General features: G+C 68.1%; 14 protein-coding genes. 8 read left to right on the top strand and 6 right to left on the bottom strand.

Going from position 1 to position 13,742, the window contains the following annotated elements:
- Nucleotides 1-7 precede the first annotated feature (7 nt).
- Nucleotides 8-862, bottom strand: a complete 855-nt coding sequence (locus ACXZ1E_RS05265) for a class I SAM-dependent methyltransferase (RefSeq protein ID WP_458042359.1) — start codon at nt 860-862, stop codon at nt 8-10.
- 51 nt (nt 863-913) lie between these two features.
- Here ACXZ1E_RS05265 and ACXZ1E_RS05260 point away from each other — a divergent pair, with 51 nt between their 5' ends.
- On the top strand, nt 914-1,663 hold the full coding sequence (locus tag ACXZ1E_RS05260; protein ID WP_458042358.1) for a phosphoglyceromutase: 750 nt from the start codon (nt 914-916) through the stop codon (nt 1,661-1,663).
- A 64-nt stretch (nt 1,664-1,727) separates the two neighbouring features.
- On the opposite strand, the gene phoU is transcribed toward ACXZ1E_RS05260, so the two are convergent.
- Nucleotides 1,728-2,393, bottom strand: a complete 666-nt coding sequence (gene phoU, locus ACXZ1E_RS05255; RefSeq protein WP_458042357.1) for a phosphate signaling complex protein PhoU — start codon at nt 2,391-2,393, stop codon at nt 1,728-1,730.
- Nucleotides 2,394-2,561: 168 nt separating this feature from the next.
- On the opposite strand from phoU, the gene ACXZ1E_RS05250 reads away from it, so the two are divergent.
- Both ACXZ1E_RS05250 and ACXZ1E_RS05245 read left to right on the top strand, forming a co-directional pair.
- Complete coding sequence (locus tag ACXZ1E_RS05250; protein WP_458042356.1) at nt 2,562-3,836, top strand: sensor histidine kinase; 1,275 nt, start codon at nt 2,562-2,564, stop codon at nt 3,834-3,836.
- Nucleotides 3,833-4,519, top strand: a complete 687-nt coding sequence (locus ACXZ1E_RS05245; RefSeq protein ID WP_458042355.1) for a response regulator — start codon at nt 3,833-3,835, stop codon at nt 4,517-4,519. The genes ACXZ1E_RS05250 and ACXZ1E_RS05245 overlap by 4 nt, the downstream gene beginning before the upstream one ends.
- Nucleotides 4,520-4,526: 7 nt before the next feature.
- On the opposite strand, the gene ACXZ1E_RS05240 is transcribed toward ACXZ1E_RS05245, so the two are convergent.
- Nucleotides 4,527-4,997, bottom strand: a complete 471-nt coding sequence (locus ACXZ1E_RS05240) for a DNA modification methylase (RefSeq protein WP_458042354.1) — start codon at nt 4,995-4,997, stop codon at nt 4,527-4,529.
- Between the two features lie 136 nt (nt 4,998-5,133).
- Here ACXZ1E_RS05240 and ACXZ1E_RS05235 point away from each other — a divergent pair, with 136 nt between their 5' ends.
- Complete coding sequence (locus tag ACXZ1E_RS05235) at nt 5,134-5,616, top strand: CarD family transcriptional regulator (protein ID WP_458042353.1); 483 nt, start codon at nt 5,134-5,136, stop codon at nt 5,614-5,616.
- Nucleotides 5,617-5,625: 9 nt separating this feature from the next.
- Nucleotides 5,626-6,867 (top strand): 2-C-methyl-D-erythritol 4-phosphate cytidylyltransferase, encoded by a 1,242-nt coding sequence (gene ispD / locus ACXZ1E_RS05230; protein WP_458042352.1) that lies wholly within the window; start codon nt 5,626-5,628, stop codon nt 6,865-6,867.
- Between the two features lie 48 nt (nt 6,868-6,915).
- Here the strand turns inward: ispD and ACXZ1E_RS05225 are convergent, their stop codons facing one another.
- Nucleotides 6,916-7,851: a DMT family transporter gene (locus tag ACXZ1E_RS05225; protein WP_458042351.1), complete on the bottom strand. Its 936-nt coding sequence runs from the start codon at nt 7,849-7,851 to the stop codon at nt 6,916-6,918.
- A gap of 121 nt (nt 7,852-7,972) precedes the next feature.
- Here ACXZ1E_RS05225 and cysS point away from each other — a divergent pair, with 121 nt between their 5' ends.
- The 3 genes from cysS to ACXZ1E_RS05210 are packed head-to-tail and all read left to right on the top strand — an operon-like array spanning nt 7,973 to nt 11,034.
- The gene (cysS, locus tag ACXZ1E_RS05220) at nt 7,973-9,373 is read left to right on the top strand and encodes a cysteine--tRNA ligase (RefSeq protein WP_458042350.1); all 1,401 of its coding nucleotides are present in this window, start codon (nt 7,973-7,975) and stop codon (nt 9,371-9,373) included.
- Nucleotides 9,366-10,358 carry a 23S rRNA (guanosine(2251)-2'-O)-methyltransferase RlmB gene (rlmB, locus tag ACXZ1E_RS05215; RefSeq protein ID WP_458042349.1) on the top strand — a complete coding sequence of 331 codons (993 nt, stop codon included), beginning with the start codon at nt 9,366-9,368 and terminating at the stop codon, nt 10,356-10,358. Before cysS ends, rlmB begins: the two co-directional genes overlap by 8 nt.
- A gap of 34 nt (nt 10,359-10,392) precedes the next feature.
- A complete protein-coding gene (locus tag ACXZ1E_RS05210) occupies nt 10,393-11,034 on the top strand; it encodes an NAD(P)-dependent oxidoreductase (RefSeq protein WP_458042348.1) in 642 nt (213 codons plus the stop codon).
- A 103-nt stretch (nt 11,035-11,137) separates the two neighbouring features.
- Here ACXZ1E_RS05210 and ACXZ1E_RS05205 read toward each other — a convergent pair whose 3' ends face one another.
- Entirely contained in the window at nt 11,138-12,448 is a 1,311-nt protein-coding gene (locus ACXZ1E_RS05205) for a DUF4032 domain-containing protein (protein ID WP_458042347.1), read from the bottom strand.
- A 90-nt stretch (nt 12,449-12,538) separates the two neighbouring features.
- On the bottom strand, nt 12,539-13,642 hold the full coding sequence (locus ACXZ1E_RS05200; RefSeq protein ID WP_458042346.1) for an ABC transporter ATP-binding protein: 1,104 nt from the start codon (nt 13,640-13,642) through the stop codon (nt 12,539-12,541).
- Nucleotides 13,643-13,742: the final 100 nt, after the last annotated feature.

Here is a 13,742-nt window from a genome sequence, read left to right as displayed (position 1 = left end):
TCGCCCATCAGCCGGGAGCGACGGCCGACCACGGCAGGGTCAGTTCACCCAGCCGCCACCGGGTGCGTCCGCCGAGCACCGGCACGCCCGTTGCTCGTAGCGTTTCGACCGCGGCGATCCAGCGTTGCTGGGGACTGAAGACGCCCAAGGGCGCGGCTCGGGTCCATGCCGTGTCGAGCGCGGAGAGCACGGCGTGCACACGCTCACCCGGGACATTGCGGTGGATGAGTGCTTTGGGGAGACGCTCGGCGACGATCGAGGGCAGATCGAGGTCGGCGAGCCGCAGCGCGATGGTCAACCGGACCGGCTCGCTTCCGGGGTTCACATCGACCCAGGAACAGACACGGCCGACCTCGTCGCAGGTGCCTTCGATGAGCGCACCCGCGGGCTGGAGTCGAGCGGATGTCAGGGCCCAGGCATCCGCGACCTGCTCCTCTTCGTACTGGCGCAGCACGTTCATCGCCCGAACCAGGACGGGCCGTCGTCCGCCGGGGAGGGGGAGCTCGAAACCACCGAGCTCGAAGCGGGCTCGGGCGTCAGGTGCGAAGGATGTCTTGCCCGCGCGCACCGCCGCGAGCTGTTCGCGTGCCCGTGCAACGCGTTCGGGGTCGATCTCGACGCCGACGACCTCGACGTCGGCGCGCACCCGCGCGAGGCGCGTCCAGAGTTCCAGCGCCGTCACCGCACTGGCCCCGAATCCGAGATCGACGACGAGCGGATCGTCCGTTCGGCGCAGGGCGGGCAGCTCCGCAAGATACCGGTCGTTGCGCCTCAGCCTGTTCGTGCCCGTCGTCCCGCGCGTCGTCTGCCCAACGGGGCGACCCGCAGGAGGACGGTGTGCGGGCGGGCGCTGCGCGGTCATCCCTCCATGATGTCGGGAATGTCCTTCACCCGGCGCCGATATCATGGGCGCATGACCGAGCCTTATACGTTGATCCTGCTCCGCCACGGCCAGAGCGAGTGGAACGAGTTGAACCTCTTCACCGGTTGGGTCGATGTGCGCCTGACGGACCTCGGCAAGGCCGAGGCCAAGCGGGGCGGCGAACTTCTCGCCGAGGCGGGTCTGCTGCCAGACGTTCTGCACACCTCTGTGCTCAGCCGTGCGATCCAGACGGCCAACATCGCGCTCGATGCCGCCGACCGCCTGTGGATCCCGGTGACCCGCACGTGGCGCCTGAACGAGCGTCACTACGGCGCGCTGCAGGGCAAGGACAAGGCGCAGACCCTCGCCGAGTTCGGCCCCGAGCAGTTCATGCTGTGGCGCCGGTCGTTCGACGTGCCGCCGCCCGAGATCGCCGACGACGACGAGTTCAGCCAGGTCTCCGACCCGCGCTACGCCGGAATCGACGGCGACATCCCCCGAACCGAATCGCTCAAGCTCGTGATCGACCGCATGCTCCCCTACTGGGAGAGCGGCATCGTTCCGGACCTGCGCGCCGGCAAGACCGTGCTCGTCACAGCGCACGGCAACTCGCTGCGCGGACTCGTGAAGCACCTCGAGGGCATCAGCGACGACGACATCTCCGAGCTCAACATCCCGACCGGCATCCCGCTCGTCTACCGCCTCGGCGAAGACCTGCTGCCCCTCGGACCGGGCGAATACCTCGACCCCGATGCCGCCGCGGCCGGAGCCGCGGCCGTCGCCGCACAGGGTAAGAAGTAACGACCCCGTTCAGCACGAAAAGGGACCGGATGCCGAGGCATCCGGTCCCGTTTCGGTGTCGAGGCTAAGCGAGGGTAGCGCCTGTGGCGTCCGACCAATCGCCCGTCGCGAGGTAGACGACCTTCTTGGCCACGGACTCGGCGTGGTCGCCGAAGCGCTCGTGGTAACGGCTCGCGAGGGTCGCGTCGACCGTCGCCATCGCCTCGCCCTGCCAGTTTTCGCCGAGGACCTTCTCGAAAACCGAAACGTGGAGGTCGTCGAGCTGATCGTCGAGATTGCGAATCTCTTCGGCGATGGCGACATCCTGCGTCCTCAGCAGCTCGGAGAGCTTCTGCGCCATCTGCACGTCGACCTGGCCCATGCTCGTGAAGGTGCTCTTCAGCCCCTTGGGGATCGCGCGCTCAGGGAAGCGGTAGCGGGTCAGCTGAGCGATGTGCTCGGCGATGTCCCCCATCCGCTCGAGCGAGGCCGACATGCGCAGAGCGCTCACGACGATGCGCAGGTCGCGAGCGACGGGTTGCTGGCGCGCGAGGATCTCGATGGCCAGCTCGTCGAGCGCAACGGCCTTTTCGTCGATGATGCTGTCGGCGTCGATGACCTCTTCGGCGAGCGAGACGTCGCTCGAGCCGAACGCCTGGGTGGCCTTCTCGATCGCGGTAGCGACGAGCTCGGAGATCTCGACAAGGCGCCCCTGGACGTCCTCGAGGGACTGATGGAAGACTTCGCGCACGGTGCTGGTCCCTTTCCCGGTCGGTCGGACACGGCGCCCGCGACCTCCGCGATCATCTCCGCCGAAGGTTAACGGATGGTGCCGCTCCGGTGAATAGTACCCGGGCGTGCGCCACGCTCTTGCGGTCCCGGTCCGCCGTTCCCGACGCGTGACCCTACGCTGGGTCTCATGGACCCGGTGCAGATCGCGCTCCTCGCGTTACTTGCGGGAGCGGTGATAGGTCTCGGCGTATCAACCCTCGTCTTTGCGGCATTGCGAGCGGCGGAGCGTGCTGAGGCGGAGGCGGCCGTGACCGTACCCTCCGGTGTTCTGCAGGTGCTCGACGCCATGGAAGGTGCCGCATCCGTCGTGGATGCGTCGCTGACCGTCGTTGCGGCCTCACCCGCTGCACCGGGGTTCGGCATGTCGGCGGGTGAAGTGATCAGCGTCGAAGACCTGCGCGTGCTGGTTCGCGCGACGCGAACATCCGGTGGAGCGGAGAGCGCGCGCTTTCGCATGCGCCGAGCCGCAGGGGGCACTGCTCTGCTTGCGACCGAGGGTCGGCTGGTGTCGGCGCGCGCGGCATCGCTGGACGGCACGCACGTCCTGCTCGTCGTAGACGACGTCACCGAGCAGGAGCGCCTGGAGCAGATGCGGTACGACTTCGTCGCTAACACCAGCCACGAACTCAAGACGCCGGTGGGTGCCGTGAGCCTGCTCGCCGAGGCGATCGAATCTGCCGCCGACGACCCGCCGCAGGTACGTGCGTTCGCTGTGCGACTGCAGGCCGAAGCCGCACGCCTGTCCCGCCTGACGAGTCGCATCATGGGTCTGTCTCGACTGCAAGCCGCGGACGAGCTGCCGGAGCCGCGCGACGTCTCGATCGACGAGGTTGTCGCGTCATCCGTCGAGTCGAACGCCGTGCAGGCGGATTCTGCGGGTGTCGAACTGCTGCGTGGTGGCGACCGGGGGGCGATCGTCCGGGGCGACCCGACCATGTTGATCGAGGCCGTCAGTAACCTGATTGCCAACGCGGTCGCGTATTCCCCGAAGGGGGGACGCGTGGGCGTCGGTGTGCGCGTCGAAGACAAAGTGGTCGAAATCGCCGTCACCGATCAGGGAATCGGCATCGTCGAGGCCGATCAGCAGCGCATCTTCGAGCGTTTCTACCGTGCCGACGGAGCGCGCTCTCGCCGCACGGGCGGCACCGGCCTGGGGCTCGCGATCGTCAAGCACGCCGTTCAGCGCCACGGCGGCGAGGTCCGCGTGTGGTCGCAGCCCGGACGAGGATCGACCTTCACGATCCGGCTCCCGCGCTCATCGGCCCCCGAAAAAACCGAGAAGCCCCGCCGCCGCCGGAAAACGAGCGAGTCGACCAACCGTCGTAAGGCGAACGACACCACGAAGAAACGCCGAGGCGCCATGAACGCCGAACGCGCCCCCGAGGGAGAGAAGAAGACATGACCCGGGTCCTCCTCGTCGAAGACGAACCCGATCTGGCCGAACCGTTGGCCTACCTGCTGCGCCGTGAAGGCTACGAGGTCGAGATCGCCGAAGATGGCCCCGCGGCCGTCTCCGCATTCGAAGAGCGTGGATGCGACATCGTGCTGCTCGACCTCATGTTGCCGGGCATGTCGGGAACCGAGGTGTGCCGACGCATCCGTCAGACGTCGGCGGTACCGATCGTCATGGTCACCGCGAAGGACTCCGAAGTGGACATCGTCGTCGGGCTGGAGCTCGGAGCGGACGACTACGTCACCAAGCCATACTCCGCACGCGAACTGCTCGCCCGTATGCGAGCGGTTCTTCGTCGCACCGCCGAGCCCGACGCCGATCTCGAGGAGCATGTCCTCGCCGGCGGTCGTGTGACCCTCGACATCGACCGCCACAGCGTCTCGGTGGACGGTTCGGAGATCGGTATGCCGCTGAAGGAATTCGAGCTTCTCGAGGTGCTCATGCGCAACGCCGGTCGCGTTCTGACCCGGGGCCAGCTGATCGACCGCGTGTGGGGAAGCGACTACTTCGGCGACACCAAGACGCTCGATGTGCACATCAAGCGCATCCGTTCACGCATCGAACGGACACCGAGTGAGCCGACGATGCTCGTGACCGTGCGAGGGCTCGGGTACCGCTTCGAGTCGGAGTGACGGGCGCTCAGGGAACGAACTGTTCGAGGTAGCTCGTTTCGCCCGTGAGGATGGGCACCTCGACGAGGGAACCCTCGGCGTCGCCGGCCTGGAAGTAGACGGGCATGGTCGCGCCCGGGATCGTGTCGATGTTGGGGAACGGCAGCGGGTCGTTCTCGCCGTCCATGCCGAGGCTGATCGCTTCGCTCGCGGCCAGCCGGACGGTGAGTTCCGTCTTGTCGGAACCCTCGCCGTACTCGACCCGGAGCGTCACGGGGTCGGTGCTCTCGTTGACGAAGGCGGCGAGGAAGTTGCCGTCGATTCCGTCATCCGAGACGACGAGCGCGTTGCGCACGGCGACATCGCCCGTTTTCGCAGAGACGCCGTCGGCGGGTGCGTAGGGGATGAGCGTCGCCTGCGGCGCGATCAGGGCGCACCCGGAAGTTCCCACCAGAACGGCGGCCACAAGAGCCAGAGACGCGAGCCGACGGGATTTCACGGGTCCTCCAGGGAGATCGCAGACATTGCGGTCTCATTCTAGGGGGCCCGCTTGATCGCTGCTGCGCCCGGTGCGCGGCGCACCTTAGCGTATGGTCCCTGTGGTATTCTGTAGGTTGCCGAAAGGACATAACTGCATGCTTTTTGAGGTTGGCGAAACGGTCGTTTACCCGCACCACGGGGCCGCGACGATCATCGAAGTCAAAGACCGGGTCATCAAGGGCGAGACCAAGAAATACCTGAAGCTCAACGTCACTCAGGGCGACCTCGTTATCGAGGTACCCGCAGAGAACGTCGACCTCGTCGGCGTTCGCGACGTCATCGGCAGAGAGGGTCTCGACAAGGTTTTCGAGGTGCTTCGCGCACCCTTCACCGAAGAGCCCACGAACTGGTCTCGCCGCTACAAGGCGAACCTCGAGAAGCTCGCTTCCGGCGATGTCATCAAGGTGAGCGAGGTCGTTCGCGATCTGTGGCGTCGCGACCAGGACCGCGGTCTGTCCGCGGGTGAGAAGCGGATGCTCGCCAAGGCGCGCCAGATCCTCATCTCCGAGCTCGCGTTGGCCGAGAAGACCGACGAAGAGCGCGCCGGTGTCGTGCTCGACGAGGTCCTCGCAAGCTAGGCTCCCGGCGTGAGCATCACGCCATCTCCTCGTGTCGGCATCATCGTCGTCGCGGGCGGTTCCGGCACGCGCCTCGGCGCGGGCACCCCGAAAGCCTTCGTCGGCATCGATGAACATTCGATGCTTAGCCATGCCCTGCGGGGCGTGCTCGCCGCGGGTCCGATGCAGGTCGTCATCGTCGCGCCCGCCGGGCGTGAGGGTGATGCCCTGACCGAGGCTTTGGCCGCGTCGGAAGAGGCCCCCGCGCTCGAGAGTGGTCGTCGGCGCGATCTGATCTCGGTCGTCACCGGGGGCGAAACGCGGCAGCGCTCGGTCGCCGCGGGTCTGGGTGCACTCTGGGCCGATGTCGAGGTGGTGCTGGTGCACGACGCGGCACGGGCCCTCACCCCGCCCGCCGTGTTCGAGCGGGTCGTCGAGGCGGTGGACCGAACCGGGTCGGGCGTCGTTCCGACCCTCCCGGTGATCGACACGATCAAGCGAGTCGGGGGAGATGTCGTCCTCGAGGCTGTCGATCGTGCCGATCTCGCGGCGGCTCAGACCCCGCAAGGGTTTCCCCGCGGAGTGCTTGTCGCGTCCTACGGGAGCGCCGAGCAGGACTACACGGACGACACGGCGCTCGTGGCTGCCGCGGGTCATCCGATTGTCACCGTGCCGGGTGACGCCCTCTCGTTCAAGATCACCACACCGGCCGACATGGATCGCGCGCGAGGACTGATCGTCCCGATCGCGCCCGCACATGCACGCTTCGAAACCGGCGGGCGTGCGCCCCGGGTGGGCGTGGGTACGGACGTTCACGCTTTCGAGGTCGTCGATGCTGCCGGGGACGCTGCCGCCGAGCTCTGGCTCGCGGGGCTGCACTGGCCGGGCGAACCGGGACTGGCGGGGCACTCGGATGGCGACGCCGTCGCGCACGCGATCGTCGACGCACTTCTCTCCGCCGCCGGGCTCGGCGACATCGGCACGCACTTCGGCGTCGATCGTCCCGAGTTCGCGGGGGCACACGCGGATGCCTTCTTGACGCGGACGCGGGAGCTGCTCGGTAACGCGGGCTGGGCTGTCGGAAACGTCTCCGTTCAGTTCCAGGCGAACCGACCGCGATTCTCGACCCGTCGCGCCGAAGCGGAAGCGGCGCTGTCCGACGCTCTCGGTGCGCCCGTTTCGATCGCCGCGACGACGACGGACGGACTCGGATTCCCCGGGCGCGGTGAGGGTGTGGCGGCCTTCGCCGTGGCTCTCGTCATCCCCGTCTGACACCTGCCCGTCTAGCTCGTTCCCGTCTGACGTGTTCCCGTTCGAGCGTCACGCCTCAACGGCGAAAGGCTTCGGATCCCGGGGCGCGCGCGAGCCCCACGCCAGGGTGACGAGGCCGACGGCGAGCACCAGGAGTCCCGTGACGGCGAGAACGCTCAGTTGCTCGCCGAGTACCGTGACACCCAGGATGCTGGCGGTCAGCGGCTCGCCGAGGGTCAGCGTCGCGGCGGTCGCCGCGGTCAGCCCGTTCAGGCCCCACGTGAACAGCACGTAGGCGACGGAGATCGTCCCGATGCCGAGCCATACGGCCATCACCACGCCCGCGGGTTCCCGGAGCCATACAAGGTCGACGAACGGCAGTACGCAGGCCGAGAGCACCGCCGAGCCCACGCCCATCGCGCCGACCACGGTGAACGGGTCCCACCCGTCATCCAGCAGTCGCCGCTGGGCGTTGGCGATGACGGCGAAGGTCGCGCCCGCGCCGACCGAGCCGAGGAATCCGAGGGGGTCAGTCCCGCCGGCGCCCGCGACATCCGTCCCGCCGCCGATTCCCAGGAGGGCGACACCGACGGTGGAGAGTGCCGTGGCGAGCAGCCAGGCGCCGCTCGGACGGCGGCGCGTCAGCGACCACTCGAGCACACCGGCGAGGATCGGCGCCGAGCCGAGCGCGATGACGGTGCCCACCGCCACGCCGTTTCGGGCGGTGCCGAGGAAGAACAGCGGCTGATAGAGCGCGAGGCACAGGCCTGTGAGCGCCATGAGGCCCAGGGGGGCGGCCGTGAGGCGGGGACGCGGGGCGACGGTACCGCGGCGGTGCGCGCGGTGGGCGAGTACGAAGGCGATCATCGCAAGGCCCGTCCCGCCGATCACGAGGCGCACGGCTCCGACCGCGAGAGGCGTGGTGTTTTCGGGGCCGAGCGCCTGCGACGTGCCGGTCGTGCCGAAGAGGACGGCCGCGGCGAGCACGGCGAGGACAGGAAGCACCCCTCAGTTCTACCCCGCCGGGCTCGGGGCGTCGAACCGTCGCGAACCGCTGCATCCGTCGCCCTGATCGAGCGTTTTGTGACGGCTCGATGCGCCGAAGACCCGCCGGTAGTCTAGGCAGGTGACTCTCCGGCTCTACGACACGAAGGCGCAGCAACTGCGCGACTTCGTGCCGAGCGACCCCGGACGCGTCTCGATGTATGTCTGCGGCCCCACCGTTCAGTCGGGCCCGCACCTCGGGCACCTGCGCGGCGCGCTGGCCTTCGACGTTCTGCGCGGATGGCTCGAGCACCGGGTCGGCGCCGTGACCTACGTCCGCAACGTCACCGATATCGACGACAAGGTGCTCGCGAACGCGACGCCCGACGAGAGCTGGTGGGCACTCGCATACCGCATGGAGTTGGCGTTCTCGGACGCGTATGCCGCGATCGGCATCCGTCCGCCGACCTACGAGCCCCGCGCCACGGCCTCGATTCCGCAGATGCAGGAGTTGATCGCTCGACTCATCGCCGAGGGGCACGCCTACGCCGCCGAGGGTGATGTCTACTTCGACGTTCGATCGTGGCCCGCGTACGGCACGCTCACGCGTCAGTCGCTCGACGCGATGGAGCCGGCCGCAGATGCCGATCCACGCGGCAAGCGGGATCCTCGCGACTTCGCGCTGTGGAAGGGCGCTAAGACGGGCGAACCCGATAGCGCAACCTGGGAATCGCCCTGGGGCGATGGTCGCCCGGGCTGGCACATCGAGTGCTCGGCGATGTCGCGTCGGTACCTCGGTCCCGAGTTCGATATCCACGGCGGCGGGCTCGACCTGCGCTTCCCGCACCACGAGAACGAGCTCGCGCAGACCACCGCGGCGGGGGATCCCTTCGCCCGGTATTGGGTGCATAACGGACTCGTCACCGTCGACGGACAGAAGATGTCGAAGTCGCTCGGCAACTTCGTGCTCGCCGAAGACATATTGCGCGCCTACGACCCGCTCGTCGTTCGCTACGCCCTGGTCTCGGCGCACTACCGGTCAAACCTCGACATCACCGAATCGTCGTTCGCCGAGGCGGCGTCGGCACTCGAGCGGCTGCGCACCTTCCTCGTGCGGCTGGGCCGCGCCCGCGGTGGGGAGTACGGATGGCTCGCCACCGACCTTCCCGAGGCATTCGTCGCCGCGATGGACGACGACCTGGGCGTTCCCGAGGCGCTCGCCGTGCTGCACGAGACGGTGCGCGCGGGGAACGCGGCGCTCGACGCGGGAGACCTCGATGTAGCGACGACCGCGGCTATCCACGTGCACACGATGGCGGGGATTCTCGGGATCGACCCGATGTCCGAGCGCTGGCGCGGGCATTCGGACGGCGCGGAGGCCCGCGCATTGCATACTCTGGTCACGAGCCTGATCGACCAGCGTGCGCGTGCGCGCGATGGCAAGGACTGGGCGGCGGCAGATCGGATCCGCGACGCCGTCGCGGCGGCCGGCATCACGTTAGAAGACACCTCAGACGGCACGCATTGGAGCATCGATGGCTAAGCCAGGACGACCCGGCGCGAGCAGGGGCAAAAAGGGCCCCACAAAGGGCACGGGCGGAAAGAACAAGCGCTCGCTCGAAGGTCGTGGGCCGACGCCCAAGGCCGAGGACCGCGCGTGGCACCCGGCGGGTAAGCGCAAGGCCGCGGCCGAACGCTTCACGGCCGCCGGCGGCAAGGGGCGCCCCAGCTCGAACCCGAACTCGGGGCGCGCACCCCGGGCGAAGAAAGACGAAGAAACCGAGGTCGTCACCGGTCGTAACTCGGTGCTGGAGGCGCTGCGGGCGAAGATCCCCGCAACGGCTTTCTACATCGCGCAGCGAGTCGAGATGGATGACCGTGTCAAAGAGATGCTGTCACTCGCGGCGAACCGCGAGATCCCGGTGCTCGAGGTCACGCGCCCCGAACTCGACCGCATGGCCGGCTTCGACGGCGTGCACCAGGGCGTCGCGCTGAAGGTACCCCCGTACGAGTACGGACACCCGCAGGACCTGCTGGAGAAGATCATCGACTCCGGCAAGCTGCCGCTCTTCGTCGCCCTCGACGGCATCACCGACCCCCGTAACCTCGGCGCGATCATCCGGTCGACCGCGGCATTCGGCGGGCACGGCATCATCCTGCCGCAGCGTCGGTCGGCGAGCGTCAACAGCGCCGCGTGGAAGACCAGCGCCGGCGCCGCAGCACGCACCCCCGTCGTGGTTGCACCGAACCTCACCTCGACGCTGAAGGACTTCAAGCGTCAGGGAGTGTTCGTGCTCGGACTCGACGGTGATGGCGATGTGTCGCTGCCCGCACTCGAGCTCGCCGACCGTCCGATCGTGATCGTCGTCGGCAGCGAGGGCAAGGGCCTGTCGCGCCTGGTCGCGGAAACCTGCGACCAGATCGTCTCGATCCCGATCTCTGCCAGCACAGAATCGCTCAACGCCGGCATCGCCGCATCCGTCGCCCTGTATCAGGTGTCGACGCTGCGAGCCTCCGTCGGCGACTGAACGACCCGCTCAACAGAACGCGAAAGGACCCCGGATGTCTCGCATCGTTGTCATCGGAGGAACCGGCTACGCCGGCAGCCACATCGTCGCCGAGGCGGCCCGGCGCGGACACACCGCGTTGTCGGTCGCGCGGACCGCGGCATCCGACCGCCAAGAAGGCGTCACGTACATCGAGGGCTCGCTGCTCGACGTGCCCGGCCTCGTCGCCGAGATCCAGGGCGCCGAGGTCGTCATCCTGTCTGTTCCCGCACGGGGCGAGATGGCGGGGCTCGTCCGGCCCGCCGTGGCCGAGCTCGTCGCGACGCTCCAACCGGGAACGCGGATCGGCGTGATCGGCGGTGCGGGCGGGAGTCTCTCTGCCCCCGGCGGCCCGCGAGTCATCGATCTGCCGAGCTTCACCGAGGAATACAAGCCCGAGGCCTTCGAGGCCATCGGCATTCTCGAAGACCTGCAGGCGGGCGACCCGCCGGTCGACTGGTTCTTCGTGCACCCGGCTGGCGGGTTCGGCATGTGGAACCCCGGTGAGCGGACGGGCTCGTACCGCGACGGCGGCGACGTCATCGTCACGGATGCGGATGGCGAATCCTTCATCTCGGGCGCAGACCTCGCGGTTGCGGTGCTCGACGAGATCGAGGCCCCGAAGCACACGCGCGAGCGCTTCACCGTCGGGTACTAGTCCCGCGTCGAGTCGAGTCGCGTCGTTTCGACTCGCTGGCGCTCGCTCAACGACCGGGGCGCTCGTTCGTTGAGCGAGGCCACAGGCCGAGTCGAAACGCGTGTCAGACGAGGTCGCGCCAGTCGACGGCGTCTGCCTCGGGGTCCGGCTCGATGGGCGCGTCCTCGGGGATGACCGAGAGCGCCAGGGTTTCGGTCGGCGGGCCCATGATGGTGGCCTCGTCCCGGCGATGGCGCAGCACATTGTTGACGTAGGACGTCAGTGCCTCGGCGAGAGGAACGGACGATCCGCGCTCCTGCGACATGTACCACCTGTGCTCCAACACCTGGTGGAACACCTCGGCGGGTTCGAGCTTGGCGCGCAGGTCGTAGGGAATGGCCTTGACGACGGGTTCGAAGACGCGCGTCAGCCACTCGTGAGCGACCATCTCTTCGTCGGCGCCGAGGCGTGAGACCCGGGCGCGGAATTCGTCGAGGTCGTTCAGCAGCCGCCGCGCCTGGTTCTCCTCGACGTCCAGTCCCGTCAGCCGAATCAGACGTCGCTGGTGGTGCCCGGCATCGACGACCTTCGGTTGGATCGAGACGCGCGTGCCGTCGGGGGCTGCCTGGATCGACATCTCGCCGATGTCGAATCCGAGGGCGTTCAGCCGCTGCACGCGTTCGGTCAGGCGCCACGACTCCGCCGACGAGAAGCTCTCTTGATCGGTGAGGGCCGCCCAGAGCGAGTGATACGACGAGAGGATGCCGTCGGCGATCTCGACCGCCTCGACACCGCCCTCGAGCCGGCCGCCCGCCTCGAGGTCCATGATCTCGCCCGCGATATTGGTGCGTGCGACATCGAGGTCGTGCTCGCGCTGGCCGAGGGTCAACCCGTTCTCGTGCAGCTCGCCCGTCTCGGCGTCGACGAGGTACGCGGCGAAGGCGCCGGCATCCCGGCGAAAGAGCGTGTTCGAGAGCGACACATCACCCCAGAAGAAGCCGACGTTGTGCAGGCGCACCAGCAGCACCGCGAGCGCATCGACCAGGCGCGTCGCGGTGTCGGGTCGCAGCACCTGTGTGAACAGGGCGCGGTAGGGGAGCGAGAACTTCAGGTGCGCGGTCACCAGGGCGGCCGGGAGAGGCTCGCCCGAGGCATCCTTGCGCCCCGCGATCACCGCGACGCGGTCGACGCATGGCACGTCGAGCCGGTGCAGGTTCCCGAGCATCTCGTACTCGCGCCGCGCCATCTCGGCCGTCGTCTCTTTCACAGCCACGACGCGGCCGGACAGATTTGCGAAACGCACCAGGTGGCGCGAGAGCCCCTTAGGGAGTGAGACGATCGTGCTGCTCGGCCACTCAGCGAGCGGCACCGACCACGGCAAAGTCAGCAAGCCCGGATCGACCTCGCTCGCGGTGATGTTGAGGGCATCGCTCACGGTTCCTCCTCGGTCGATTTCCGGTCCTGCGGGCGCGGGAAAATGCGTGCGGCGCGGGCCTCCGAGGAGGACCCGCGCCGCACGAGGGAGTTACGCCGAGACGACGGGCTTGTCGCTGAGGCGCTCGCCCGAGACGACGTCGAACACGTGCATGTGTCCGGGGATTGGTGCGAGGCTGATCGTCTCACCTGAACTCGGGTGGCGGCGTCCGTCGACGCGAGCGACGAGGTCGGTGCGCTGGCCGCCCACATCCGCGTGTCCGTAGAGGTAACCGTCGGCGCCGAGCTCTTCGACCAGGTCGACCGTGACCGACAGGCCCGGGCCGTCCGCTCCGGCGAGCACGACGTCCTCGGGGCGGATGCCGATCGTGACCTCGCTGCCGTTCGCGCGGCTGAGGGTGTCGGCCTCGATCGCGACAACCGTGTTGCCGAACTGCACGCCACCCTCGACGAGGGGAACCGTGAACAGGTTCATGGCGGGCGAGCCGATGAAGCCTGCAACGAAGACGTTCTTCGGCGTCTCGTACAGGTCGCGCGGCGTACCCACCTGCTGCAGCAGGCCGTCCTTCAGCACGGCGATGCGGTCACCCATGGTGAGCGCCTCGGTCTGGTCGTGCGTCACGTAGACCGTGGTGACGCCGAGACGCCGCTGGAGCGACGCGATCTGGGTGCGCGTCTGGACACGGAGCTTGGCGTCGAGGTTCGACAGCGGCTCATCCATGAGGAACACCTGCGGCTGGCGGACGATGGCGCGACCCATCGCCACGCGCTGACGCTGACCACCCGAGAGGGCCTTGGGCTTGCGGGTCAGGTACTGCTCGAGGTCGAGCAGCTTCGCGGCCTCGAGCACGCGGGCGGCGCGCTCGTCCTTGCCGATGCCGGCGATCTTCAGGGCGAAGCCCATGTTCTCGGCGACCGTCATGTGCGGGTACAGGGCGTAGTTCTGGAAGACCATCGCGATGTCGCGATCCTTCGGCGGGACATCGGTGACGTCACGGTCACCGATCAGGATGCGGCCCGAGTTGACCTCTTCGAGGCCAGCGAGCATGCGCAGCGACGTGGATTTTCCGCAGCCGGAGGGGCCGACCAGAACGAGGAATTCGCCGTCTGCGACGTCGAGACTCAGCTTATCGACGGCGGGACGCTCGCCTCCGGGGTACAGGCGGGTGGCGTTGTCGAACGTGACGGATGCCATTGTTTTCTCCTTCACCGGCAGGTACGTGCCGGACGATCCGTAGTGAATGGAAGTGGCGGGTGTGAGCCGCCGCGGGCGCATCAGTGCGCCTGTCCGAATT

Source organism: Pacificispira sp. HM-600 (genome assembly GCF_977993705.1).
The sequence above is the reverse complement of the archived record's forward strand: the minus strand, read 5'-3'. Positions and strand labels throughout refer to the sequence as shown.

Coding starts and splice junctions, on each gene's coding strand:
- ACXZ1E_RS05265 (WP_458042359.1), bottom strand. CDS start 862: ATGACCGCGCAGCGCCCGCCCGCACACCGTCCTCCTGCGGGTCGCCCC.
- ACXZ1E_RS05260 (WP_458042358.1), top strand. CDS start 914: ATGACCGAGCCTTATACGTTGATCCTGCTCCGCCACGGCCAGAGCGAG.
- ACXZ1E_RS05250 (WP_458042356.1), top strand. CDS start 2,562: ATGGACCCGGTGCAGATCGCGCTCCTCGCGTTACTTGCGGGAGCGGTG.
- ACXZ1E_RS05245 (WP_458042355.1), top strand. CDS start 3,833: ATGACCCGGGTCCTCCTCGTCGAAGACGAACCCGATCTGGCCGAACCG.
- ACXZ1E_RS05235 (WP_458042353.1), top strand. CDS start 5,134: ATGCTTTTTGAGGTTGGCGAAACGGTCGTTTACCCGCACCACGGGGCC.
- rlmB (WP_458042349.1), top strand. CDS start 9,366: ATGGCTAAGCCAGGACGACCCGGCGCGAGCAGGGGCAAAAAGGGCCCC.
- ACXZ1E_RS05210 (WP_458042348.1), top strand. CDS start 10,393: ATGTCTCGCATCGTTGTCATCGGAGGAACCGGCTACGCCGGCAGCCAC.
- ACXZ1E_RS05200 (WP_458042346.1), bottom strand. CDS start 13,642: ATGGCATCCGTCACGTTCGACAACGCCACCCGCCTGTACCCCGGAGGC.